General features: G+C 57.4%; 20 protein-coding genes and 6 pseudogenes. 12 read left to right on the top strand and 14 right to left on the bottom strand.

What is annotated here, in order from left to right:
- The first annotated feature begins 18 nt into the window (after positions 1–18).
- Together ACFHWW_RS03775 and ACFHWW_RS03770 are read left to right on the top strand one after the other, a co-directional pair.
- Positions 19–687, top strand: coding sequence for a hypothetical protein (locus ACFHWW_RS03775; protein WP_283067819.1), 669 nt, complete (start codon positions 19–21; stop codon positions 685–687).
- Positions 688–737: 50 nt separating this feature from the next.
- Positions 738–2,810, top strand: coding sequence for a UvrD-helicase domain-containing protein (locus tag ACFHWW_RS03770; RefSeq protein ID WP_283067820.1), 2,073 nt, complete (start codon positions 738–740; stop codon positions 2,808–2,810).
- A 275-nt stretch (positions 2,811–3,085) separates the two neighbouring features.
- On the opposite strand, the pseudogene ACFHWW_RS03765 reads toward ACFHWW_RS03770, so the two are convergent.
- Positions 3,086–3,491: pseudogene (locus ACFHWW_RS03765) on the bottom strand (MucR family transcriptional regulator); the annotation flags it as partial.
- 240 nt (positions 3,492–3,731) lie between these two features.
- Here ACFHWW_RS03765 and ACFHWW_RS03760 point away from each other — a divergent pair.
- Together ACFHWW_RS03760 and ACFHWW_RS03755 are read left to right on the top strand one after the other, a co-directional pair.
- A pseudogene (locus tag ACFHWW_RS03760) lies at positions 3,732–4,684 on the top strand (3'-5' exonuclease).
- Positions 4,685–4,824: 140 nt separating this feature from the next.
- Positions 4,825–5,430: a hypothetical protein gene (locus ACFHWW_RS03755; RefSeq protein ID WP_283067822.1), complete on the top strand. Its 606-nt coding sequence runs from the start codon at positions 4,825–4,827 to the stop codon at positions 5,428–5,430.
- 153 nt (positions 5,431–5,583) lie between these two features.
- On the opposite strand, the gene ACFHWW_RS03750 is transcribed toward ACFHWW_RS03755, so the two are convergent.
- Both ACFHWW_RS03750 and ACFHWW_RS03745 read right to left on the bottom strand, forming a co-directional pair.
- The gene (locus ACFHWW_RS03750; protein ID WP_283067823.1) at positions 5,584–5,790 is read right to left on the bottom strand and encodes a hypothetical protein; all 207 of its coding nucleotides are present in this window, start codon (positions 5,788–5,790) and stop codon (positions 5,584–5,586) included.
- A 396-nt stretch (positions 5,791–6,186) separates the two neighbouring features.
- Entirely contained in the window at positions 6,187–6,408 is a 222-nt protein-coding gene (locus tag ACFHWW_RS03745; protein ID WP_283067825.1) for a hypothetical protein, read from the bottom strand.
- A gap of 125 nt (positions 6,409–6,533) precedes the next feature.
- On the opposite strand from ACFHWW_RS03745, the gene ACFHWW_RS03740 reads away from it, so the two are divergent.
- Positions 6,534–6,995: a transposase gene (locus ACFHWW_RS03740; RefSeq protein WP_283067826.1), complete on the top strand. Its 462-nt coding sequence runs from the start codon at positions 6,534–6,536 to the stop codon at positions 6,993–6,995.
- A 102-nt stretch (positions 6,996–7,097) separates the two neighbouring features.
- On the opposite strand, the gene ACFHWW_RS03735 is transcribed toward ACFHWW_RS03740, so the two are convergent.
- Both ACFHWW_RS03735 and ACFHWW_RS03730 read right to left on the bottom strand, forming a co-directional pair.
- Positions 7,098–7,976 carry a hypothetical protein gene (locus ACFHWW_RS03735; RefSeq protein ID WP_379937344.1) on the bottom strand — a complete coding sequence of 293 codons (879 nt, stop codon included), beginning with the start codon at positions 7,974–7,976 and terminating at the stop codon, positions 7,098–7,100.
- A gap of 102 nt (positions 7,977–8,078) precedes the next feature.
- Positions 8,079–8,296: pseudogene (locus ACFHWW_RS03730) on the bottom strand (methyl-accepting chemotaxis protein); the annotation flags it as partial.
- Between ACFHWW_RS03730 and ACFHWW_RS03725 the strand changes: the two are divergent.
- Together ACFHWW_RS03725 and ACFHWW_RS03720 are read left to right on the top strand one after the other, a co-directional pair.
- Positions 8,297–8,524 (top strand): annotated as a pseudogene (locus ACFHWW_RS03725) (hypothetical protein); the annotation flags it as partial.
- Positions 8,519–8,985 (top strand): annotated as a pseudogene (locus ACFHWW_RS03720) (KUP/HAK/KT family potassium transporter); the annotation flags it as partial. The pseudogenes ACFHWW_RS03725 and ACFHWW_RS03720, both read left to right, overlap by 6 nt.
- Before the next feature lie 299 nt (positions 8,986–9,284).
- On the opposite strand, the gene ACFHWW_RS03715 reads toward ACFHWW_RS03720, so the two are convergent.
- The gene (locus ACFHWW_RS03715) at positions 9,285–10,139 is read right to left on the bottom strand and encodes a sterol desaturase family protein (protein WP_283067828.1); all 855 of its coding nucleotides are present in this window, start codon (positions 10,137–10,139) and stop codon (positions 9,285–9,287) included.
- Between the two features lie 493 nt (positions 10,140–10,632).
- A complete protein-coding gene (locus ACFHWW_RS03710) occupies positions 10,633–10,908 on the bottom strand; it encodes a hypothetical protein (RefSeq protein ID WP_283067830.1) in 276 nt (91 codons plus the stop codon).
- Positions 10,909–11,430: 522 nt separating this feature from the next.
- Here ACFHWW_RS03710 and ACFHWW_RS03705 point away from each other — a divergent pair.
- Positions 11,431–12,204 carry a response regulator transcription factor gene (locus ACFHWW_RS03705; RefSeq protein WP_283067832.1) on the top strand — a complete coding sequence of 258 codons (774 nt, stop codon included), beginning with the start codon at positions 11,431–11,433 and terminating at the stop codon, positions 12,202–12,204.
- 501 nt (positions 12,205–12,705) lie between these two features.
- Here ACFHWW_RS03705 and ACFHWW_RS03700 read toward each other — a convergent pair.
- A pseudogene (locus tag ACFHWW_RS03700) lies at positions 12,706–13,779 on the bottom strand (GSU2403 family nucleotidyltransferase fold protein).
- A 700-nt stretch (positions 13,780–14,479) separates the two neighbouring features.
- Here ACFHWW_RS03700 and ACFHWW_RS03695 point away from each other — a divergent pair.
- From ACFHWW_RS03695 to nodD2, 3 genes are all read left to right on the top strand, one after another.
- Positions 14,480–15,496, top strand: a complete 1,017-nt coding sequence (locus ACFHWW_RS03695) for an AraC family transcriptional regulator (protein ID WP_283067834.1) — start codon at positions 14,480–14,482, stop codon at positions 15,494–15,496.
- Positions 15,468–15,731, top strand: coding sequence for a hypothetical protein (locus ACFHWW_RS03690; RefSeq protein ID WP_283067836.1), 264 nt, complete (start codon positions 15,468–15,470; stop codon positions 15,729–15,731). The genes ACFHWW_RS03695 and ACFHWW_RS03690 overlap by 29 nt, the downstream gene beginning before the upstream one ends.
- Positions 15,732–16,040: 309 nt before the next feature.
- Positions 16,041–17,015, top strand: a complete 975-nt coding sequence (nodD2, locus tag ACFHWW_RS03685) for a transcriptional regulator NodD2 (RefSeq protein WP_283067838.1) — start codon at positions 16,041–16,043, stop codon at positions 17,013–17,015.
- Between the two features lie 336 nt (positions 17,016–17,351).
- On the opposite strand, the gene ACFHWW_RS03680 is transcribed toward nodD2, so the two are convergent.
- The 4 genes from ACFHWW_RS03680 to ACFHWW_RS03665 all read right to left on the bottom strand — a co-directional run bounded on the left by ACFHWW_RS03680 (position 17,352) and on the right by ACFHWW_RS03665 (position 20,064).
- Positions 17,352–17,555, bottom strand: a complete 204-nt coding sequence (locus ACFHWW_RS03680; protein WP_283067840.1) for a cold-shock protein — start codon at positions 17,553–17,555, stop codon at positions 17,352–17,354.
- Positions 17,556–17,819: 264 nt separating this feature from the next.
- Complete coding sequence (locus ACFHWW_RS03675; RefSeq protein ID WP_283068027.1) at positions 17,820–18,116, bottom strand: hypothetical protein; 297 nt, start codon at positions 18,114–18,116, stop codon at positions 17,820–17,822.
- Positions 18,117–18,399: 283 nt separating this feature from the next.
- A complete protein-coding gene (locus ACFHWW_RS03670) occupies positions 18,400–18,642 on the bottom strand; it encodes a helix-turn-helix domain-containing protein (RefSeq protein WP_379937343.1) in 243 nt (80 codons plus the stop codon).
- A 591-nt stretch (positions 18,643–19,233) separates the two neighbouring features.
- Positions 19,234–20,064 (bottom strand): AraC family transcriptional regulator, encoded by an 831-nt coding sequence (locus ACFHWW_RS03665; protein ID WP_379937342.1) that lies wholly within the window; start codon positions 20,062–20,064, stop codon positions 19,234–19,236.
- Positions 20,065–20,230: 166 nt separating this feature from the next.
- On the opposite strand from ACFHWW_RS03665, the gene ACFHWW_RS03660 reads away from it, so the two are divergent.
- Positions 20,231–21,457 carry an MFS transporter gene (locus ACFHWW_RS03660; RefSeq protein WP_283067844.1) on the top strand — a complete coding sequence of 409 codons (1,227 nt, stop codon included), beginning with the start codon at positions 20,231–20,233 and terminating at the stop codon, positions 21,455–21,457.
- A gap of 87 nt (positions 21,458–21,544) precedes the next feature.
- Here ACFHWW_RS03660 and ACFHWW_RS03655 read toward each other — a convergent pair whose 3' ends face one another.
- A complete protein-coding gene (locus ACFHWW_RS03655; RefSeq protein ID WP_283067845.1) occupies positions 21,545–22,225 on the bottom strand; it encodes a cupin domain-containing protein in 681 nt (226 codons plus the stop codon).
- Positions 22,212–23,252 carry an alcohol dehydrogenase catalytic domain-containing protein gene (locus ACFHWW_RS03650; protein ID WP_283067847.1) on the bottom strand — a complete coding sequence of 347 codons (1,041 nt, stop codon included), beginning with the start codon at positions 23,250–23,252 and terminating at the stop codon, positions 22,212–22,214. Before ACFHWW_RS03650 ends, ACFHWW_RS03655 begins: the two co-directional genes overlap by 14 nt.

The following is a 23,252-nucleotide window of genomic DNA, read 5'->3' as shown; positions in this document are numbered from 1 at the left end:
GTCCGGAGATTGGGCGATGTGGCTTTGATTAATTTGTTATCTGGCCGGGCGCGTACATATCGCCCTGGCTTCCTTGCAAGGTTGTTTTCTTCCGGAAAATGGAAGTTGGTCCTGGACCCCAGGCGATCTGAAAGCATCCGGCTGAGCCAGAGTGGTGATGTCGAACTCAGTTGCCTCGATATCGTGTCGATTTCCACCAGCAAGGCGCTGCTCTGGCACACCGTCGAGATCCGCGCACGCAGCAGAACAGATACCCTATCAGGGCTAACGGGTGAATCGGCCGCACAGCTGGCGGCAGATGTTTATGCATTCATCAACACCCACCTCTTTGGCCTCATCGGCACAGAGAGGGATCATTTGCTCGATGTTGATGCTAAGCTTCGGGAGATCACCAAGGGCAACAGACAATATCTCGCTCAGACCGATGTCGGCCGGGCTATCGCCGGCGTGCCCGGCAGCGCCGCCGCCGCCCTCTCTCACCCGCTTCTGGATCCACAAATGATGCCGGTCGGGCTCAAGGAGTCCCTACCGGCTTCATTTGCCCTGCTGACCGACCCGAGCGTTCGACGCGCCTATAATGAAGCGTTCGTCACCTCGGAGTTCCTTAAATTCCAGCAATTCTTCGACGATCTCGACGGGCGCTCGCTTTCTGATCAGCAACGCGAGGCCTGTATCCGGCTAATTTAGAGGATAACAACCTGCTCGTTGCCTCCGCCGGGTCGGGCAAGTCCGCGACCATGGTCGGCAAGGTTGCTTATGTCCTAGAAAAGCAGCTCTACCGGGCCGACGAGATCCTGCTTCTGGCGTTCAACAAGAGCGCGGCCGATGAACTCAGGTTCAGGATCGCGCGACAGCTCCACGTCGAGGAAAGCTCGTTGGAGTGTCGCGTCACGACGTTTCATGCGCTTGGACGCGGCATCATCGAGGAGGTCGAGGGACGCCCGCTCCAGCTAGCCAACTGGGTGGATCATCCCGGCGGCGAAGCCAGGGTTATCGGAGAGATCATCCAGGGTCTTGTCGAGACCGATCCGGAGTTTGCCCGACTGTGGAGCGACCTGCTCGTGGTGCATCCCAAAGCGGACATCCCGGCCGAGGTTTTCGACACTGAGGCGGACTTTCGCCGCTATGTGTCGGATCGCCTCAGGAAAGGCGCGGCCACGATCGGGTCACTTTCCGGGGTGATCGTCAAATCCCTGCAGGAGCAGAAGATCGCCAACTGGTTATGGCTGCACTCCGTCGCGTTCGAATATGAGCGGCAGATCAAGATCGAAAATGAGGACGGTACCCGCCTACACCTGCACCCCGACTTCTACTATCCGCTGACGGATACGGTACACGAGCATTTCGCGCTCAATGCCGACGGCACCTCGCCCTTCACAGATTATGTCCAACACGCGGACAGCAAACGGCAGGCGTATCGCCGGAAAGAGATTGATTTTTTCGAGACCACCTCGGCGCAGGCCAGCAGCGAGACGATGCTCAGCGCTCTTGAAGCGGAACTGGCACGGCGCGCCGTGCCCTTCGAGCGCAGGAGCTATAAAGAAATCACCAAGGCCCTCGAGCCGGTCGTGATCAAGCACTATCACAAGCTTATAGCCACCTGCATCAAGCATATCCGCGCCAGTCATCTGACGCTCGAAATGCTGCTCGAGCGCGCCAAGACCCTGCACGACAAGGAGCGTGGGAAGCTCTATGCGCGCGTCGTGTGGATGATCACGCAAGGGTATTCCCGGAGACTCGAAGAATCCCAGCGGATCGATTTCGACTCGATGATCGCCGATGCTGTAAGTTTGATCCAGACCGGCCGATATCAAACACCGTATTCTCTGATTCTCGTGGACGAGTTCCAGGACATTTCCGCGCCGCGCGCCAACCTTATCAAGGCGCTCAAGCAGCAGAAGGCGTTCAGCAAGGTGTTCGCGGTCGGAGACGACTGGCAGTCGATCTATCGCTTCGCCGGCTCTGACATCACGATCTTCACGCAGTTCGAGGCGAATTTCGGAGCCAGTTGGCAGGGGCGCCTTGAACAGACCTATCGGTGCAACCAGCTCATTGCCGAGACGGCCGCGAAGTTCGTCCAACGCAATCCGGAACAGATCACGAAATCGGTGCATTCGATACGTGCTGCGGTACCTCGCTCGATACGGGTGATACCCATCGAGGGCAAAGGTGGCAAGCCAGACTTCGGGTTGGCCTGCCATCGCATTCTCGAGCGGCTTGATGCGTTTTTGGAAGATATCGCGTCGCAATGGCGGAGTGCACCAGGCACCACGCTCAAGGTTTTGGTGCTGTGGCGATATAATCACGTTGACCCTTTTCAAGGAACTCTACCGTCCTATGCGAACATCGAGGTTTCCGGCCAATCGTTTCATCGGGCGAAGGGACTCGAAGCGGATTACACGATTCTGCTTGATGTTAGCGAGGGCGATTACGGTGTGCCGAGCCGGATCGAAGATGACGAGCTGCTTAATCTGGTGATACCGTGTCCCGAAACGTTCGCCTACGCCGAAGAAAGGCGCCTTTTCTACGTTGCGCTGACACGCGCCAGCCGCGGCGTATACATCGTTACCAACAGCCGCCAGCCGTCACGATACATCCGCGAACTTTGCGAGATCGCGGGCGCTGAGGTCCGCTTCGAGACGACCGAAGGGGCTGTTTTACGCCAGTGTCCTACCTGCCTCGTGGGCCAGATCATCGAAATCCGCAATCGAGACGGCTCGGTATTTTGTGGGTGCAATCAGTTTCCCGATTGCAGTCGGGCTGAACGAGGTCCAGTGCGGTCAGCGCCCAGACTGCGAAGAAGGCGTTAAACCGCGGCAGCTGCGCCCTGCTTTTGACGAAGGGCGCTGTTCATCCGATGTTCCCGCTTTGTGCGTTTAGGATCGCATAATGTATCGTCTGGAACGCTCTAAAGCGCCGGGGGCAATGCCGCTGACTCGCAGCCTAATGGCGATGCCGCGTATACGGATCTGGACCGTCGTGCACTGTCGCAACGGACGGGCAGCTGTTTTTTGGGGCTCAGCGAGACTTCAGTCCGATTTTCTTGCGAGCGGCAGGTGGCGGCGCTCGCGCTGGTGCCGCCGGTTCTTGCCCAGCCCAGCCCAGACGCGCGCGCAAGCTCGGAGCGTTGTTGAGCATAGCTTGGATCATCGGGTAGTCGGCCGGGAGACCCACTTCTCACGATATTGCTCCGGAGTGAGGCCGTACTTTGCCATCAGGTGGCGTCTCAGGGATTTGAACTTTTCACCATCCTCCAGGCAGATGATGAAATCGGCTGTCACGGACTTCTTGATCGGAACGGCCGGGCGCTGTTCCTCGACGGCCGGTTCAGCCTGATGTCGCGAAGACGTGCCGCTCAGCGAGGAATACGTCCGCTGGATAAGATTGGATAGATCGCCGGCAGGAACGACATTGCGGCTTAGATAAGCCGCGACGATCCGGCTCGTCAGCTCCAGCTTCCGCTCCTCATTGCTCGAACGCGATTCGCTCAACATCGTCTGTCGATCGGGCCGCTGCGCTGAGGGTGCAGGTATTTCGGTCGGAACGAAGTCGGTGTCGCTGGAGAGGTGTGTTTTTCGACAGATTTCTGGGCATTTTGGTTTGTGTGTCCTGTTCTGCCGACCTCATGCGTTGCCAGAGTCTCCCTCGGTTTCTATCCTGACACATGATCCGCACCCTACTGGTGCGCCGAAATCCGAGGGCACTGGAGGCCGATGGCATCTCAGCTAGATATGTTTCCCTCGCCGCGTGAGCCAGGCGATGATGTCGTTGTGAAGCTGCGACCGCCCTTGAAGCTGCGCGAGCGGAGGCGACTCGATGACGAGAGCATGGCCCGGCTTTTGGAGGAGAGCGGCAGCTATCGCGTGCTTCGCAAGCTTGTCGGCCGCCAGATCGTCGATACGCCGCGCCCGGGATTTCCTCGCATGGGAGTGATCGTTGACACCGAGACGACGGGCCTCGACCACAGCAAGGACGAGATCATCGAAATCGGCGCAGTGGCCTTCACCTTCAACGACGAGGGCGATATCGGCGACGTCACAGGTGTTTACGGCGGCCTGCAGCAGCCAACTGTCCCGATCCCCCCTGAAATCACCTGCCTCACAGGAATCACGGACGAGATGGTTGCCGGGCAGATAATCGATGTCGGGCTGCTTCGAGCGCTGCTCGACCCGGCCGACCTCGTGATCGCCCACAATGCCGGCTTCGATCGTCCGTTCTGCGAGGTGTTCTCAAGCATGTTTTCCGGCAAGGCATGGGCCTGTTCCGTCAAGGAAGTCGATTGGGCGGCGCGCGGTTTCGAGGGCACGAAGCTCGGCTATCTGATCGGTCAGAGTGGCTACTTCCACGATGGCCATCGCGCCGTCGACGATTGTTTCGCCCTGCTCGAGGTGCTCGCCGGCGCCAGCGGGGTGACGGAGCCGAGCGCTTTCGCGGAACTTCTCAAGACAAGTCAGCGCTCGCGCGTGCGCATCTTCGCCGAGCACAGCCCCTTCGACATGAAAGATCATCTGAAGGCTACCGCTGGTCGGATGGCAGCGACGGCCGCCCGAAATCCTGGTGGATCGAAATCGACGAGGAGCAGCTCGCCGCGGAGCTCGCTTTCCTGAGGTCAGAGATCTACCGGTGGGAAGAGGCCGACCCACCGGTCAAAAGGCTGACGGCGTTTGATCGTTACAAGGCTTGATGGGGATGGCCTGGGGGGGGCAGGCTGTGGCATGCAGGTTGCGCAGGCTCGTTACCGCGATGGTGGGGCCGTCTCGAAAGGTGTGAGGAGGCAACAGCTGCAGCTGGATCACAGTGCGGCTTGCTCAAGGTTGGAACGCTATGAAATCACCGTGGAAATTCCTTGTTCAATTGACGTCGCGGCGACCATCGGTGAAGGCGCAAGAGAGTTCGATCGGGAATGACACCGATCCCAAGGCTCTCGAGAGCGAAGTGGAGCACACGTCCGCACTTCCACCCAATTCGAGGGTAGCTGCCAGCCCACCTGCTCACGATGAGGACATCTCGGTTGATCGAGGGTCGGTCGCATCGGACAGGGCGAAAGACGATGACGATGTCGCGCAGGCATTAGGACCGCCGATCGATGCTGACGAGGCTCAAACACCGGCGCCGAATAAAGTTGACCACTCAGGTGCCGAAGCGAATTCGTTGGCACCGAAAAGCACGGCAAGCACAAAGTCGCAACGCAAGCCGCGGATCAAGCGTCGAGAACATGGGAAGAGAGCCAACGCCCACGTAGCTGCGCAGAGCGCGGTCACCTCAATGGATCATCAAAGCGTGCGACCCTCGTCTTCACGGGATTTGTTCTTCCATGAAGTGGCAATGCTCGACGAAGAAGTCAAAATGCTGCGGACCCAACTCGCTCAAAAGCTTCATCTGCAGAACGTTCAGCTAAAGAAGATGCTTGAGCGATTCGACGTGTCGTGAGCCTGGCGGCGCTCCCCATAAGCGCGCACCTGCGTCATCTTTGCCCGGCAAAGCTCTCGCCGCCACTCAATTGAATGAGTTGGGGAGCCTGCTGAGCAGGCAGCCATCAATCGCACACGCTCAGCGTCTATTCGCCACTGCGCGCGCTGCGCCTCAGGACAGCCCAGCGACAATACTCAAGCCTAGGTCGTCGCGAATCCCTGCTTGATAAGCGTTGATCAGCTTTGCGGCGAGCGCTTCAGCTTCTTCAGACTTGCGCGACAAGGCTCGCCTTTGCAGCTCGTCTTGGAAGGCCCTTCCGATCAAATCCAGCTCGTCAGGTCCAATCGGATCGAAACTCAAGGTTTGACCTGAATTCATCTTTTCCCCTTCCGCTACCCGATGCGACGGAAGACCCTTTGTGTCCTGCGTTTCAGTCTGATTTGAAAGGGTGCAGCTTGGCTGGAGATCTATCGAAAGTGAGCCGTCTTTAAGCCCGGACCATCCGTGTCGGTCCACTGCAGTGCCGCAATGGCGGAGCCGAACAGGAGAGCAGGTATGGCCAGAGCTCCCATGAACCTGAGCATTTGGAGCCGACGTGTGCGCTTTCCATCCCAATCGTAAGCCATTTGCTACGCCCTCAAAAGCTACTCGGAAACAGTACGTCAGGATAGAACCAGAGAACAACTTTCCGGTCGAGTCTATTTTCAAGTATGACTTTTCAAGGAATTTGATTGGCGGGTTTTATATTGCGCGTCCAACGGCGAGGCGAGAAAACTAGAAGTAGAGTTGCTCAAGCAATTGAAGCATGACGATCGCCTTGGCTGTGACGGGCGGGCGTGATCGCCAGAAGGCGGTGTCCTGCGGTAACATACTGCGATGCCGTTGGCGCTCGCGTCGAACCTGCTCCAACGTGTAGGGGTCGCACATCGTCAATTGGGGAACAGTGATAAGCAGGGCGCCGTTTATTTCAGGTGAGACCTCGTAGCCTTCACGCATCGTCGATCGTCAGACTCCAGGCACAAGGCCAACATCAACTTCCGTAAAGCAGGACTCTGATGGTTGTGTTGACTCTGTGGTGCACTCAGCGGAAAACAGGCGATGACTAAAGGAGGGAATTGCTGATGGCTGATGAAAGTAATGCAGGACCAGTTGCTGCGACTGTAGCGACGGACGCAGAAGTGAAAGCACCAACGGCTAAAAAGCAGAGGTCGCCACGGCGTCCGAAGGCTGCTGCCGAACCGGTGCAAGCTTCATCAAAGGCGTCCGCCGCTGAGCCTAGGAGGTATAGCGAACAAGAGAAGAGCGAGAAGCTCAAGCTGATCGAGACGCAAGTCACCGAAGGCAGCACCCTCAAGGACGCTATCAAGAGCGCCGGCATATCGGAGCAAACCTACTACCATTGGAAAGGTGCCGCGAAACCTGTAGAGCGAAAGGACACTAAGAGCACCAAGCCCCGACCGGCCGGCGATGAGTTGGCAGATCTTGGCCAGCTCGAAGAGGAAAACCAGAGGCTCCGCAAACTCCTGGCGGAAAAGTTGCGAGCGGAAAATGCCGAACTGCGCAAGAGGCTCGGTCTGGACTGACCTGCCACGGGTAATTTCCTCCAGATTGGATTAGAGTCCGGCCTTATTAAAGGACGGACGCATGAAATGCCGGGAGCGGAGGCCGTCCAAGTCTTTTGAGGACTAGTCTTCATGCCGTGAAAATTCAAATCGTACTTGGAAATGTTGCTCTTCTCCTGGGGCGAGATTGACATTGTATTCCCGTTCGTCAAATGGAATGCGCGTGCCCTCTATATCGCCGTGGCCCGTACATGGTTCTAACGCCAGAAAGTCCTGCTGTGGAAGAGACCACACAACCCAGTGACGTGCATCTGGCGCATCAATTCCAATTGTGACCTTCTCTCCAACAAGCGACAGCCTTTTACTATTCGCATTCAAAAAACAAAGCGCTTCATTTTGGAAAAGGCTTTCATTTAGATGAAGGCAACGTCCGTGGAATGAGATTTTCCGTTGATTGCCTTGAATTAGCCCTTGGGAAGATATGCACGGGACGAGAGGGGATTCCGATTTCTCGAATTGCAGCCGCCAGGTATCTTTGTGCGGAGACAGTAACGGCCATCTAAATCCGGGATGTATTCCGATGGAATAAGGCAAGAATGCGCGATCGGACGTGTTTTTTACGGAAATCCCAATGTGCAATTGCATATCTACAATTGTATACTTAATTCTCAAACGGAAATAAAATGGAAACATTGTTTTTGTGAATTCATCGTCAGATGCTTCTAATGTCACCTCAGATTCTGAGTTGGAAACCAAGGCAAATTCCTGCATGCTGATGAAGCCGTGAACAGGCATCGGATAATATTGCCCTTTTATTTCGACACGTGAAGACTCACTCCATCCGCATGATGGGAACATCAGGGGACAGGTTTGGTTCCAACCTAGGGAGTCTCGCGGCCAAAGGAGGTCGTTTGCACCGACCTGCCACCCAATTAGCTCCGCTCCTTTTCGGTTGACAACTGCCCGTGCAATACCAGAACGAATAACGACAGCATCATTCATGAATGTTGTCACCTTAGAACCTTTAGAACCGGCAGCTTGGCGGTCTTTGCCCTCTGCAATCGTCGCGCGACCAGATTAAACTACTGTTTTTCGACCGTTGAGGACCAGCTTCACACCATTCTGTTCTTCCGCAGATAATTGCAAGATCATGCCCTTGATCTCTTTTGCAGCACCGGCCGAGCGTTGGGCCAATTCACGAACCTCCTGAGCGACAACCGCAAAGCGCTTCCCGTCTCGCCGGCACGTGGTGCCTCTACGCCTGCATTGAGCGCGAGAAGGGTGGTTTGAAAGGCGATTTCATCAATGACTCCGATGATATTGATGCCGCACTGATGGCGTATCGGACCCGCGTCGTTTCGCCTGAGGACGAGATCTGCACCTCGGTGATTTTGCGGCTCGGCGTGCCGGCTCGGCGAGCATCTGCTCTCGCAGCTGAACGGCAGCAAACATCTCATCCTCCGCCACTATCCATTCCGCACCTGGAACCAGATAGGGAAAAAAAATCGATCAATCTCCGTGGTCATTCGCATGGACGGCTGAAAGCGATGCTGCTGTCGCATCCCGGTGCCATTTCGGATCCGTTTTTCTTGACGTTCCCGAAATGGGCCCTGTTGCCGATGGTGATGCTTGCTACTGCCGCAACAATCATCGCCAGTCAGTCAGTCATCGCCGGAGCGTTTTCACTCGTCCGGCAAGCGATCCACCTTGGATTCGTGCCAAAATTCGAGATCTGTTACACCTCGGAAACACAAACGGGACAGAGCTATCTGCCGTTGCACTCCTCACCGGCGTCCTTGTGCTCAATGTTTGCGTTCAGCAGCTCCGAATCTCTTGCCCCGGCTTATGGTGTATCGATCATCGGCGGCATGGTGATCGATACAGTTCTCGCTTTCGCATTCCTCCGAGATCTGTCGAACTGGCCCGTCTTCGCGGCAATTGCATTCCTGCTTCCTCTGTTCTTGCTCGAACTGGTTTTCTCGGCGCCAATTTGTTTCAGCTCCACCACGGGGCTGCGTTCGGTCAGGAGAACGGCCTATATGGCTGTGTCAGTCCTATGGTCTCTGAAACTGCGGCGACCAGCCGCGCGAAATGTGGCACGCCCAACAGGATCTTTAAGGTCCTGATAACGTCGGCCGCGTCGACAAGGGCGGCCCTGACCTTTTCCGCGCTATGGGCGGGCAACTGGCACGACCTGATGCTATTCCAACGCGCAGGCTTGTCCGGCGTTTGTGGAAACTGCTCCTTATGGAGTGCTTGTTTTGATGGTTTTGCGACCCAATCAGATTCGAAGTGTAAATCTCCGCTCGTTCAATCCCCAGCCTCTACACCAGTTCCGACTTTACTATGCCAACGACGTCGATCGAATGGGAACATAATGTAATCGCGCACGGTAAGCGGCTCGGGCTGGTTTCGGAGGCCGACGTCCGGCCACTCATTCTTTTTTGGCCAATATGCCGTTAGAAAAACCGTGTCCCAGATGGTTGTAAAGAACCCATAGTTTCGGTGCCGGTGATGCGGTTCCATCGAGTGGTGAATGCGGTGGAACTTATTGTCGCCAATGATATATCGAAGCGGCCCAAGATTGATGCGGGTGCTAGAGTGTGAAAGATGGCCCTGAAAGGTAATCAGTGTCATGGCAACAACGGGCACTACGCCAGATTCGAAGTGGATCAGCGCGAGTGGCAGTGCTACCAACGCTGCGTAAATGAGGGGCTCGGAAACGTGATGATTGCAATTCCATGCCGTCAATTCGCGGATCGAGTGGTGAGTAGCGTGCAGGCGCCAGAGGAATGGAACAGCATGCTGAGCGCGGTGCATCCAGTAGTAAAAGAAGTCGCCGGCAATCGCCACTAAAACCCCTGAAAGGACGGCCAATCCATTATTAATGATTGCGTTGTCAGAGTGAAGCAACATACCGAAATTGATCGTTACGAGCGGCTTTATCCCTAACCAGCCCAAACCCACAGCGAAGAGGTGCCAGATCAACGCACCCCATCCGAGGCGAATAATCCAATTCCGGACGCCGCGCACGTATGAGGCAAAACTGTATCGATAAGCCGGAAAGGTTAGCTCCAGCGCGGCGCAAAAGGTGGCGAAGATCACAACCAGCTCAAGCGCTTTCACGAAGGACTGGATCATCTGATTAACATCGAGAACGTGCATTTGGTTGCTCCGGCGAATCGTTAAAATGCGCCAACCTCAGGTCGGAGTGACTCTCATTACCGCGGTCGTCTTCGTCACGGGGGCGGGTCCAGTAGTTATGAATCTGCAGCGCGCCCGACAAATTCGGGTCGGCATCCGGATCGATATCCACGCAGAAAGCGCGAATTGCATATAGCCACGTCTTGCAAATTTCCTTTTCACTGCGCATCCAAACGGTGATCCTTCCGCCAGCACCGCGTGGACGTGCTATGCGGCATTCTCGCAAATTGGTAAAATTGATTGTTTGGATAAGACCAATCCATGCCACAAATGGGTGGAGGAGTCCGGTAGACGAGGTGGCTTGCGCGAGGCGACCGACTATGCCTCAGTGTGTTGAGGCGGCGACCTCCAATGGCAGCAGAGCCTTGTAATAGCCACCAGTGTAGCGAACGGGCGTGCCCTGAGCTGATCGCGCCTTCGACGAGCGTTCGGACCTCCTGGCCAGACGCGCTGGTTAGTTGCTTGATCGTCTCGCCAAACTTGAGGGTGAACGGCTCGCCATGACGGGCGCTGCGTGCTCCAGGCCGACCGCCGCAACTTCTACGACCGCATCGAACTTCTCATTTCCCTCGCGAATCCTCAAAGCCGTCCACGTGATCGCCACCTGCTGCGTCTTGTGATCGCGGTGGAGCGCGATCCGCTCCGCGAGCATGTCTTCGCCGGCAATCACCGAAATTCGATAATCGATGCCGGCGGTGGCGAGATCTTCGGGGTCGCTGGACCAGGGCATGGTCAGTTGCGCGCGATCCTGACTCACGACCCTGTAGTTTGGCGCGGATGCCGTCTGTCTCCTTTCAAGGCCAGAGATAAACAGTCGACTTCCCGAAAAGCGGCAATCATCGGCCGGTCTACCGATCGCCTAAAATAGGGTCGAATTTACCCGTTGCCGCAGGTCTCAGCCCAGCGCTCGGACCTGTTTGACTTGCCTACCAAAGAAGCATCGCTCCTCAGGCACTTTACCCCCGGGCGGCGGCGATCTGAGCTAGTCCATTTTGAGTAGAAATGAACGGCGAGATAACTATCGGGACTAAGCGATAATGACATTGGCGCTTGATGGTTGTATCGGTAAACATAATTAGAGCCAAGTATTTAGCGACGGCGTTATCTGAATGTACTTAATTTAATATCCATCAATTTTTGAACGCTTACTAGAATACTATCGCAATATTTTGCAATGGTCTCAGGCGAAGTTTAACGCACTCAGGTAGAAACTCAGAATCCGAAAGATATAGCGAATACGAAGGAGGCATAAATGTATCGCACGAGTGCGCCCCTGAGCAATTTTGCAGATAACGACAAGGTATTGCCGAAGAAAAGCAAGATTGTAGTGCTCGCTAAGACCGACCTGTTCGCCGAATGTCTGACGCAGGCGATCAGCGCGCGTTTTCAAGATCGGGACGTCGTAAGCCTTTCCAGCGCCGAGCGTCTCCTGGATGGCAAACTTATCAACGTAAGCCTGATCATGCTCTACGGTCTGCCGGTGGCAGCATTTCCATCGATCATGAGGATGGTCCACGAGTTCCATCCGAAGGCCGGTGTCGCCCTGATGGTGCAGGATGCGGACGAGCTCGACTCGTCGATCGCGGGATTTGTCGACGAAGGGTTGGTTCACGGCGTACTGCCCCTGAATCTCAATCTCGACGTATGCCTTACCGCCATCGATCTCTTGATGAAGGGCGGCGAGCATTTTCCCGCCGCGTTGCTTCGCCGCCTGGCGCCGAGAGCGCTCTCAGGCGGTGGCCTTGTCGAGCAAAAACAGGCGTCTTCGGAAGCCGTCGATCTGGAACGCAGGACCGACTTTGGCCAAGGCCTCCTGACGACGCGCGAGATCCAGGTTCTCGAGCTCATCTGCATGGGCACGCAGAACAAGATCATCGCCGATCGTCTCGGGCTTTCCGAAAACACCGTCAAAGTCCATGTCCGCAACATCTGCAAGAAGATGGACGTGCGCAACCGGACGGAGGCGGCGTCGCGCTACTTCCGGAGCGACGCTGATCTGGCCTCACTCCGCGCACCATCACGCTGACGGAACTGACCGAAGTCGGCTTGATTGTCGTGGCGCCGCGCGCCTTATCAGTCGGCCGTGAACAACGGAGGAATTTTCTTGTGGTAGGCGACGCCTTGGCTGGGCTTGCAGCAACAGCCTCGGGATCAGTCTTCATCCTCGGCCGCTTTTCCATGCTTCTCCGCTTTCAATTGGGATGATCCGCCTACCCAATAAACTAAATAGTTGCCGCAGATAGCGGCTGATGTGGTTTTACTTACCAATCGTATCCGCGAGACCTTCCACAATCTGCACCGCGCCTGTGGCGATGATCAGTGCGAGCACCGTCATAATCGTCTTCGCGAAAGTCCAAACTCCACTGAAGCTGATCTTAGAACAGTCGGTGGCGTACAGGACTACTGATGCCAGGAAATACGACGTGCAGAGCGCCAACGAGAATATTGTAGATGCGCTTAATCGCTTCGGCGACGATGGGTCCGCGTGGACCAACCTTGCAACCCTGCTTACGGGGCTGAAGCGCCCTCAGAACGGCAAGGCTGCTTTCTCCCCTATTTCCTTGCTTCCGGCCTCGAGACATTCCCTGAGAAGGTCTTTGCGCTCATTGGATAACATCGCCGCTCCGGTCTTGATGCCTTCCTGCCATTGGGGCCTACGTTCCCATGCTTCTATATAGACCATTGCGAGGTCGGGAGATCGTCTGGTCTGCAGCAGGGACAAGGATCCCGGCCTGCATCACGTCCTTGTCGCGCTTGAGTGCACTGTCGGCATGACGCCGGGACGCGACGATGAGCTTGTGAACGGCATAACGCGCCGGGTCGGGCACCAATACCGAGACACCGGCTCCGTACAGGAGCACCGTTCTGACGGGTTCGCGGATCAGGAAATCCATAAACCTAAGCGGCTGTGCACCCGCTCCACCAAGGGCAGGCATTTCGGCAGGCTTGTCCAGGTACTCGCGCTTGCCTCGATTCGTAGTCAAAAACTCGACGCGATAGCCTTCGCCGTTGGTGAACGCGGTTGTCTCCGCCCCGGTCAGGGTCGGCACGGCACGGAAAGTCGGGTCAATGGATTGCAGCAGATTGAGGATCGGTGGCAGGCTATCCATGACGCTGGCCGAAAACGCATAGCCCTTTGCGAAATCGGCATCTGCGGTCACGATGGCAGTGGAGGGAAGGCGGACACCCAGAAGGCCGGAATAGGCTCCGAAGGCGAGCGTGCCTACAAGCACAGCGCGAAGCCGGAAGAGGCCTGCAGCCGCCAGAGCTTCGACGATCACGCCTGAGCTTCGGTCGGCCGCCAGCAGGCCGCCGTCCGTCGTGAGGCTGGAGACCAGACGTCGGCGTGTCCTGTAGTCGGTTTTGATGGTGGAGAAGTCCTCGACGCGTTTCGTGATCTCAGGATCTTCGACGGGGCCGACATATTTCCGCTTTTGACCGCCTTCGCGTCTGGCTGATCGAAATACCAGTAATCGCGATCCTTGACCCTGACCTTCACAAAGCGACCAGTCGGCAGGAAGCCCAGCGTCCAGGCGTCATCCATCGCACGCTGACCGACCTCGGCGAGCATCGTCTGGTACATCATGTCGACGGTTTTCAGCATGGATCTCGGCGTTATACTGGATTTCCAGATTTAGTATAGTAAAGTGGGGGTCCGTATCAACGCTATTATATCATAATCAAAAATCTAGTATAACTGTCGTGCTCAGACGCGACCGCTTGGTAAGTGCATCAACCAACTCTGTTGTTGCGAGTTGAATTCTGTGTTTCCATCCTGGTTCTGCAGGGCTAGCGGCAGCGCGACGCGCTGAAGACAGTCTGGCTGTGGTATATCGGCCCCCTCATTTCCGGCTTTGCCGTGCTGTTAGGGGGAGGCCGTGTGGGGGCACCGTGGGAATTTCCGTCATCGATGAGAGGAGACACAGGCAAGCTTGAGGTCGAATGGGACACGGTCTTGTTTACCGGATAGGCAATTAGATCATCGAAGCGGGTGGCTGAAATCGCCGGCGGAAGGGGCGTCCGTGTGGTGTACGACTCCTGATGGAGTTTCGATCGGTTCTTGGTCCCGCTCTACGTTGCGAAATTTCGTAGCAACCCGGCTAGCTCGGCATGGCACCTTCTTCTTTTCTATATTAGCGCTGTCGTATAAATTTACCTGCTCAGCTTGCTATTGGGAACAGAACGGGCGAGATGCAGACAGCGCGCCGCAATCGGACTGCACGCGCACATCTCTCGGTCAGGTCCTCGGCCATTGAACCAGCAGGAACGATAAAAGCAGCAATACTGAACCTGGAGAATACATGATGGAAAATAGCGCCGGTGACGCCGTTTTTCGATATCGCGGCTCAACGTTCGATAGCATGATCGAAACCCTCGGAGGGGTTTTCGGCACATTCGACGCCGAGCTCGTCGGCCGTGCTCAAGACTTCCATTGGGCGATCGATCTTTCGGCCTGTGAAAGCGCAGTATTGATTACTGGGTATCATCAGACAGGGTTTCAGTTCCGCGCTCAGGGGGCTTCCGATGCAACAGAGCACCTATCGATCGTAGTGCCGCGCAGAGGTGGCATGGGGGTCACGTACGGTTCGCGCATCGCCGAGGCCGGACAAGGGAAATTGCTTCTTTACAGGAATTTCGAGCCTGGCGGCATCTCAATGCACGGGCAATCCAATCTCATAGACGAGTTGGTGCTTGATTGGTCCTTGATCCAACGGACAATTGGCGAAACTTTCGATGTGCCGTTTAATGGCTCGCTCGACCTGTTGCCCGAATTGGATCTGTCAACGCCAGTTGGTAGGACAATCGGCAATATTACGGAAGCGGTCATCGACGGAATACGCGATAATGGCCCCCTCACTCAGTCTCCCGTAGCGATGGCACATATTACGCAGGCACTAGCCGACGTGGTAATAAGGATGGTGCCTCATCGGTTGTCGCATCTAATGAATAAGAAGCCTTGCATGATTGCTCCCGGACATGTCCGCCGCGGGATCGAGTTCATGTGTGCCAATATCAACCGTCCGATTACAATGCCAATGGTGGCAGATGCAGTGGGTGTTTCCACCAGAGCACTCGAAGCGGGTTTTCGTGCTTTCAAGGATACTACGCCTGCTGCCTATCTACAGATGCTTCGGTTACGCGCTGCACGGGAGGACCTGCTCGATCCAGAGAACCGTATGCTTTTGAAAGAAATCTGCCTGAAATGGGGATTCTTTCAGTTCGGGAGGTTCTCCGCAGTTTATAGGGCGCACTATGGAGAAAATCCGTCCGAAACAAGGAGACGCGTCTGTGGATCACATTCTCGCAGGTCCTCCTGACAAAGCGGATGACGAACGCCCTCACGCGGCAAATAGGATGACCGGTTTGCGTAAATCGGAAGACAGCCATGCCGTAGATATGCCTCTGCGTCGGCGGATGATCGCCGTTGGCGCCGCTGACTTCTCCTCGTCAGCATCCGTCGCGCTCAGCCGCTTCCTGAGCGGCCAATTTGTCGTCCGCTTCACGGATGAACTTCGCAAGCGAGCCAAGAGGAAGTCGCTCCTCGTTGTTTGACCGCCCTTAATCAGTGTCGTCGACCGCCAGAAGCTCTTGACCGAACAGGTCAAGCTATCGGCACGCGATGACGAAAGTCCGACCGTTCACTCGCTGAAAGCCGGCGCGACGCGAGGCTAGATCGCTAGCATTGCCCGAGCACGGCGCGTCCGCAATCCGACACGCCGTATTCAAATTCGCGTTCAATATGCAATTCGCGAATGAAAGTTTCCATACCCCGTCTCTGCACTGTGAAAATGTCAATTTGTATTACTAATAAACGGTGCTGATAGGTCGGATGGCATACATCCACGGTATGGATAAAGAAACATGCGGTTCAAGGGTCTTGATCTAAATCTCCTGGTTGCGCTCGACGCTCTGATGGCCGAGCGGAACCTCACGGCGGCGGCACGCAGCATCAACCTGAGCCAGCCGGCGATGAGCGCCGCCGTCGCCCGGTTACGCACCTATTTCCGTGATGAGCTATTTACGATGGCTGGTCGCGAATTTATCCCCACACCGCGTGCGGAAGGGCTCGCCTCCGCGGTGCGCGAGGCTCTGCTGCACGTTCAGCTCTCGATTATTTCCTGGGAGCCGTTTAACCCGGCCCAGTCGGATCGTCGTTTCAAGATCGTGCTTTCCGATTACGTCACACTCGTGTTTTTTGAAAAGATCGTGGAGCGTGCGGCGCGGGAAGCTCCCGGAGTCAGCTTCGAATTTCGGCCTCCCACCGACGATAATGAGGACCTTCTTCGGCGCGGCGATGTCGATCTGGTAATTCTCCCGGAAATCTTGATGTCGAACGCTCATCCTCGCGCGAAATTGTTCGAAGATGTACACGTGTGTGTAGGTTGTCGCACGAACGAGCAACTGTCAGAGCCACTTACATTCAACAGATACATGTCGATGGGGCACGTTGTGGTCAAGTTCGGGAATAGCCGGAGGCCAGGCATCGAGGAATGGTATTTGCTCGAGCATGGTCTCAAGAGACGTACCGACGTCGTCCTACAGGGCTTCAGCATGATTCCGCCCATGCTGGTGGGGACCGAGCGTATAGGAACCATGCCCTTACGGCTGGCGCAGCATTTCGCAAAGACAATTCCCGTGCAGATCGTTGAACTTCCGCTGCCACTTCCCCCATTCACCGAGGCTGTCCAATGGCCTGCCCTTCACGATAGTGATCCGGCAAGCCTGTGGATGCGCGAGATGTTGGTGCAGGAGGCGTCCCGTATGGGTTCGCCGCTTGCCACGGCCGAGCCCCTCATCAACCCGGACAAACACGAGTATTGTCCGGCTCACCTCTGATCCACAAACTTCATCGGGGCCAGGACTGTAAAATGGGTCGCACGGCACCCCTTGCTGGCGAAGCGCGTCAATACCGCCGGTACGCTTGTCCGTTCCCCTCGCAGCCTGCTTGCGATTGGCACATGCGCCGGAGGATCAGGCGCTCGCTACATTGCGCAGTTGGTCGATCGGAAAAACCTGTCCTCAAAGATAACGAATTCAATGATCTCTCGAGATTCAGCGGCTAGAAGAGGCGCTACTCTCTACTGCATCAGGACGAGATCAAGATCGCTTTACATACGCATCGTCGGTCTCGAGATTTAGCTGCGAGGACCGGTGACTCTATGAGGTAGCCGATCAGACGGATCTGACGTTTTCCGCTTTCGACTTCCCCGTCTTGCGGTCCTGCCCAAGGTCATAGCTGACCTTCTGACCGTCGCGAAGCGGATCCCCACCCTGCACAGCCGAAACATGGACGAACACGTCCGCTCCGCCATTGTCGGGTGTAATGAAGCCAAAGCCCTTGTCCTGGTTGAAAAATTTTACGGTACCGGTCGCCATGAACATCCTCGTGAGCTGAGCGGCGTCGGCGCCGCCGGCGAACCTTATTCGCTGCTGCCCGCGCCTGCAACCGCGTTTCTTGAATGAACAACCTTAAGGGAGTCCTGTCTTGAAGCGTCGCGGGGCCCATATGGGAGAGCCTGGAGCACATTGCGAATGGGAGAAACATCACGACATCCAGCGTCAACTGATCCGTGCGTTGGGGTCGCAAGTGTGAGGGAGGAGCCTTGCACGAGGACGCCAGAGGCAGCCGATGGGGCGAGATTAGGTGAATACCGAGACGAGAACGGACAGCCAGATCAAGATGACTCCCAACGCCAACGCTCGCCTGGCGGCTAGGACCTTCTCCTCGCCGTCATTTGCAACGGGGGTAGTCACAATCCAGGGCACCGAGCCAAGCGCTGCAAATCCGACGAGCGCCAAAATCACAATGACAAGATCGGCGCTGCGCCAGTCGTCGGGCTCATACAATCCCCAATAGCCAAGGAACGCCATTCCCACTGCGAACATGGTCGCGGAGGCAGAGCAAAGTCCCGCAACAGCACCTGATGGCGCACGCATGTAGCCTCCTTTCCGTGCCGTCAATTCAATGGCGACATCCATGATGGTGCAAACCGCCTTTGTACATGTGGCAGTGCGCCGTCTCATTCTGATCAGGTTTTCCGCGCACTTGGTGCACGAGGATTCACGTACCTCGCGGATAAGTTCATTGATTCGGAATCAAAGTTCAACATTCGGGACAATCTTCCCGGTTGACGACAAGGATAGCAGCGTTCAACAAAGCCGCGGCGGCATCAACTCAGGAGATTTTGGGGGCTCCGCAAACAGCGCGACGCCCGTTCCGCTAGTTCAGTAGGAACGTGGAGGTTGGCACTCGAAGTGCAGCAGCGATGCGCCGGAGTCTGCCCGGGTCGGCATCAGCACCTATTTCAATCCTTGTGATTTCGGCGCCAGTCAGGCCACAGGTTATTGCAAGCTCCTCAACGCTATATCCCACCGCTTCGCGAGATCGCCGAACCGCGGCTCCTGTATCGCCGTAGCCTCGGTCTGCGACGGGCGCCCTTATATCTCTCATTGAAGTTGTCATGGGTTGATCCCTCGATGGTGCGCCCTAAGCGAGCCGGCCGTCACAGAAGTTCGGACAGACAGGCTGATTTTGTTGCAGTGCAATATAAGAACAATAAGTATGATGAATATAAGGCAGGCGCTGGTGTCCGGAGAGCGGTGGGTGGGGCAATGGCTGGAGAGGCATCCTTCTGTCGAGATCGTAAGCCGAAGCCGTAGCGGATTTACACGTACTCGCGAGGGTGCGCCGCAAGCACGTCAGATGGCAGATCGGTTCCATCTAAGAATAGATGAGCCTTCCGGCCGCGCCACAGGTGCCCCGTGGCGGCCCTACCGAGGGCGTAGTGCCAACCCGGAGGGCACGTGGCCGGTTGCCGTGTATTGAGCACCTGCAAACTGGTAGATAATCAATATAGATTGGCAAACGTTGCGGTACAGCCAGTTAGAGATGCGCTAAGGTACCTCGGCCCTGGCGCAGGGCTGCACTGTGCAACTGACGACCGTGCAGGTGGAGCGTTTCGACGACAACCTGCCGGAGATCGGGGCCTTCGACCCGCCGGCATGATGGCTGTTCGAGGCCCAACGTGCCCGGCCCCGACGGGGGATCCATCGTTCAGCTCTGCACCTTTTGAAAGGCTGAGCCCGTTGGCGCGCTTGCGCCTTCCATGACATGGCGGCGCACGTAAGCTTGGGGACTACTGCCCATTTCGATGCGGAACGCATACACGAAAGCCGATGTCGAGCCGTAACCAAGCTCCATGGCGACTTGTGTCACGCCCAGACCACCGCCCAGAAGCTCTATTGCACGGAAGAGCCGAAGGCGCCGTCTCCATGAGCGCAGGCTCATGCCCAGCTCCGTGTTGAAGCGGCGCGCCAATGTTCGGGGCGAAATATTCAGCGCCAGCCCCCATTCCTGCGGGCTTCGGTCATCCGTAGGGTCCAGATAGAGCGCCTCGCACAGCGTGGTCAACGGCTTGTTGCGCGGCCATGGCAAAGCCGATGGCAGCGGCTGGACCCGCACGAGCTGATCGAGGATGAGGGCGGTCACGCGACCTGAATAGCCATCTCCTTCCGGCTCGCCCTCGAGTTCCGTGGCCTCGATGATCAAGGCCTGCAGCAAGGGTGACATCATGAAGATCGTCGGGACTCTCGGTAGGTTTGCGCCGGCGGCATCCGCGATCCAGAGGCTTCGAAATACCGCGCCGAGAAGCGAGCCGACGCGGTGCACGACGCCGGTCGGCAACCACACTGCCTGATCCGGCGTGATCACGAAGGATTGGGCTTCCGTGTAAACCGTCAGCACTCCGGAGATCGCATAGACCAGCTGGTGCCAAGTATGGGAGTGGTCCGGAAAATAATGACGCGCGGGAATGGATTGCGCTCGCACCGTGATCGGTTGAGGAGGACGAACCCCCGGCGGCGCGGCGATCGGATGCCAGATCATGTTTATCTCTCGCTTTGGCAGGTATTCTACATAGATTGTCAGTCCATTGAAATACAGCCAAATCGAAATTCGCTAATCTTTGGTCAAATCGAATGCTAAGCGCCTTTTCCGACCGACGCGACCAGACCTCGCGCCGGATCAGTCCCCTCATGCCTTGTGAAGCCGGATGTCAGAAATTACCGCAAGCAAAGTGCTCGAACCCGCTGCCTCATCTCATTATGACGCCGCACGCGGCAACCTTGCGAGGCTGACCATTGCACAGGCGTTGGGGGGCGCGAATTCGGCCGGCATCTATTCCACCGGGGCGATCGTCGGAAACACGCTTGCTCCTACCCCCGCGCTCGCCACGATGCCGATATCGATGTTCGTGGTGGGGATGGCGGTCTCGACGCTGCCCGCCGGTGCCATCGCGCAACGCTACGGCCGACGTACCGCATTTCTGGTTGGGACGGGCTGCGGCGTGCTCGTCGGGTTGCTGGCGGCGGTTGCGGTGGTGATCGGCTCGTTCTGGCTATACTGCGCCGCGACGCTCTTCGGGGGCGCCTATGCCGCCGTAGTGCTTTCGTTTCGTTTCGCGGCTGCAGACTGCGTTCCGGCTGACCGGCGTCCGCGCGCCCTGTCTCTCGTCATGGCCGGCGGCGTCCTGGCCGGCGTGATCGGTCCGCAGCTTGTCAACAACACCATGTATCTCTGGATGCCGCATATGTTCGCGGCGAGCTACCTCGCGCAGGCGGCAGTGGCGGCACTCTCCGCACTGCTTCTGATCGGCGTTCGCCTTCCGGCCCCGACCAAGGTGGAGGCCGCAGGCGGTCGTCCCCTTGGTGTTATCGCCCGCCAGCCCCGGTTCATCACGGCAGTCATCTGCGGGGTCGTCTCCTACCTGCTCATGAACTTCCTGATGACCGCGGCACCCTTGGCAATGCAGCTCTGCGGGCTGTCGCAGGAGTCGTCAAACCTCGCCATTCAATGGCACGTGGTTGCGATGTATGCCCCAAGTTTCTTTACCGGGCGGCTGATCACGCGCTTCGGCGCACCCCGCGTGGTCATGACGGGCCTGGTGCTGACGGGCATCTCCGCAGCCGTCGGATTGACGGGAGTCGATGTGGCGCATTTCTGGATCACCCTGATCGTGCTCGGTGTCGGCTGGAACTTCGGTTTCCTCGGGGCCTCGGCCCTGGTGCTCGAATGCCACCGTCCCGAAGAGAAGGCGCGGGTTCAGTCGCTCAATGACTTCGCAGTATTCGGAACGATGACCCTCGGCTCGTTCCTCTCCGGGGGACTGCTGACAGCGTACGGATGGAATACCATCCTCGCGCTTTCCTTCATTCCCCTCGTGCTCGCCCTTCTTGCGCTGGGTGGGACCTGCGTGCGCGGTGCGGCGGGGTCGCGGTGACTGCGATTGGCGTATGCGCGGCTCAAGGCAGCCGTCGCGGCGGGATGATCCCGCGCCGCAGCGGTAGAGGCCAAAATCAGAGCTTGGTCAGGCCGGCATCTGCAGCACGTCGGCGTGCTGAAGGGCGGCGTCCTTGATCCAGATCTCGGCGCCCTCGGGGCCGGTCATCGCCTCAAGCGGCAGGCCAGCGGGCAAACGTCCCCAGCTGTGCGCTTCCAGTTGCTCGGTGCCAACTGTCAGGCTACCGGAAAGCATGAGGAGTTCGAGACCGCGGCGATTTTCGACCGTCACGGTGGCCTCGGGCCGCCAGCGCTCGATCGATACGCATTCTTTCCCGTCGTCGAACAGGACCCGCGCTGCCTCGGCTCCATCGCGCAAGGGTGCTGCCTCACCTTCGCCAGGCTGGCGAACGATCTGCGTGCGGTCGCCATCCCGATACTGCCAGAGACGCACGAAGATCGTGCAGCCATCCTTCGACGCCGGCACATGGGAGGTACCGGGCGGGTTGCGGAAGTAGCAGCCTGCGGGATAGTCACCGTGTTCGTCCTGGAACGTGCCCTCGAGCACGAGGATTTCCTCGCCGCCGCTATGGACGTGGCGGGGGAAGGCGCTTCCCGGCGCATAGCGCACGATCGTGGTGGCGCGCGCAACTTCGCCGCCGACGCGATAGAGCATGTGGCGATCGACGCCGGCGGACGGACTGGCGACCCAGTCGAGCTTGGCCGAATGGACGATAACCGGTTTCGTCAGGTCTTCATTGATGCGCATTGGTCTGGTCTCCCATCGTCAGCACGATCCGGAACTTCGCGTCCCGGGATCTCATCTTCTGGACAGCTTCCTGGGCTTTCTCCAGCGGCATGGTGTCGATCATAGGCCTGACGCCCGCAAGCACACTGAAATCAAGCGTCTTTTCGTTCTCATACAGGGAGCCGGTGATCGAGCCGATAATGCCCCGTTCAGCCCCCACCAGGTAGCCCGTCGAGACCGGCAGTGGATCCTTGCCGACGCCAAGCACGATCAGACGCCCCTCCGGCTGAAGCGCGGGCATCAGCGCGGTAACGGCTGTCGAATTGCCGGTGGTGGTCAGGATCGCTTTCGCGCCGCCCAACCCGTTCAGCACATCTGCGGCGTTTTCGCTCTCCATGTCGATGTAGCGATGCGCGCCCAGGTTCATTGCATCGGTGGCGATATCCTCGCCTCGACCTACCGCCACCACCCGAAATCCCATCCTGCGGGCATATTGGAGCGCCATGTGGCCGAGGCCTCCGATTCCGAGAATGGCGACGGTGTCGCCTGCTTCGGCGCCCGATTTTTTCAAGGCATTGAACGTGGCGATACCCGCGCAGAGGATGGGTGCCGCTTCTTCTGACGACAATTCGTCCAGGATAGAGACAAGGCCTGTTGCACGCGCGATCATCATCTCGGCACAGCCGCCGTCGCAGGAAGACCTGACAATGGGCTGGTTGCGGCAAAGGTTGAAACGTCCTCGCCGGCACTCGCCGCATTCGTTGCAAAGACCGCCCAGACGGCCAACGCCGACGCGCTGCCCCACCTTCCAGATCGACGGCGTGTTGGGACTCAGTGCTGCGATGCGGCCGACGACCTCGTGACCGGAAACACGAGGCGGCTCAAGCGCCGGATCAGCCCGGTCGATATCGCTGGCATCGGCGCCGCAGATACCGCAGGCTTCGACGGCGATCAGCACCTCATTCACCCCTGGCTTCGCCGTTGGCCGCTCCACCAGTTCCAGGCGACCGCGTGTAGTGACCTGCATCGCTCGATAGGTAGTTTTCAT

The sequence above is a fragment of the Sinorhizobium sp. P24N7 genome, assembly GCF_042436655.1.
Classification (GTDB): Bacteria; Pseudomonadota; Alphaproteobacteria; order Rhizobiales; family Rhizobiaceae; genus Sinorhizobium; species Sinorhizobium meliloti_A.
The sequence above is the reverse complement of the archived record's forward strand: the minus strand, read 5'-3'. Positions and strand labels throughout refer to the sequence as shown.

Bases quoted from the DNA above. Each gene is read 5' to 3' on its own strand.
- ACFHWW_RS03695 (WP_283067834.1), top strand. From the start codon at position 14,480: ATGATGGAAAATAGCGCCGGTGACGCCGTTTTTCGATATCGCGGCTCA.
- ACFHWW_RS03770 (WP_283067820.1), top strand. From the start codon at position 738: ATGGTCGGCAAGGTTGCTTATGTCCTAGAAAAGCAGCTCTACCGGGCC.
- ACFHWW_RS03665 (WP_379937342.1), bottom strand. From the start codon at position 20,064: ATGATCTGGCATCCGATCGCCGCGCCGCCGGGGGTTCGTCCTCCTCAA.
- ACFHWW_RS03755 (WP_283067822.1), top strand. From the start codon at position 4,825: ATGAAATCACCGTGGAAATTCCTTGTTCAATTGACGTCGCGGCGACCA.
- ACFHWW_RS03655 (WP_283067845.1), bottom strand. From the start codon at position 22,225: ATGCGCATCAATGAAGACCTGACGAAACCGGTTATCGTCCATTCGGCC.
- ACFHWW_RS03735 (WP_379937344.1), bottom strand. From the start codon at position 7,976: ATGAATGATGCTGTCGTTATTCGTTCTGGTATTGCACGGGCAGTTGTC.
- ACFHWW_RS03705 (WP_283067832.1), top strand. From the start codon at position 11,431: ATGTATCGCACGAGTGCGCCCCTGAGCAATTTTGCAGATAACGACAAG.
- ACFHWW_RS03670 (WP_379937343.1), bottom strand. From the start codon at position 18,642: ATGACAACTTCAATGAGAGATATAAGGGCGCCCGTCGCAGACCGAGGC.
- ACFHWW_RS03710 (WP_283067830.1), bottom strand. From the start codon at position 10,908: ATGCCCTGGTCCAGCGACCCCGAAGATCTCGCCACCGCCGGCATCGAT.
- ACFHWW_RS03680 (WP_283067840.1), bottom strand. From the start codon at position 17,555: ATGGCGACCGGTACCGTAAAATTTTTCAACCAGGACAAGGGCTTTGGC.
- ACFHWW_RS03745 (WP_283067825.1), bottom strand. From the start codon at position 6,408: ATGCGTGAAGGCTACGAGGTCTCACCTGAAATAAACGGCGCCCTGCTT.
- ACFHWW_RS03740 (WP_283067826.1), top strand. From the start codon at position 6,534: ATGGCTGATGAAAGTAATGCAGGACCAGTTGCTGCGACTGTAGCGACG.
- ACFHWW_RS03650 (WP_283067847.1), bottom strand. From the start codon at position 23,252: ATGAAAACTACCTATCGAGCGATGCAGGTCACTACACGCGGTCGCCTG.
- ACFHWW_RS03675 (WP_283068027.1), bottom strand. From the start codon at position 18,116: ATGCGTGCGCCATCAGGTGCTGTTGCGGGACTTTGCTCTGCCTCCGCG.
- nodD2 (WP_283067838.1), top strand. From the start codon at position 16,041: ATGCGGTTCAAGGGTCTTGATCTAAATCTCCTGGTTGCGCTCGACGCT.
- ACFHWW_RS03715 (WP_283067828.1), bottom strand. From the start codon at position 10,139: ATGCACGTTCTCGATGTTAATCAGATGATCCAGTCCTTCGTGAAAGCG.
- ACFHWW_RS03660 (WP_283067844.1), top strand. From the start codon at position 20,231: ATGTCAGAAATTACCGCAAGCAAAGTGCTCGAACCCGCTGCCTCATCT.
- ACFHWW_RS03750 (WP_283067823.1), bottom strand. From the start codon at position 5,790: ATGAATTCAGGTCAAACCTTGAGTTTCGATCCGATTGGACCTGACGAG.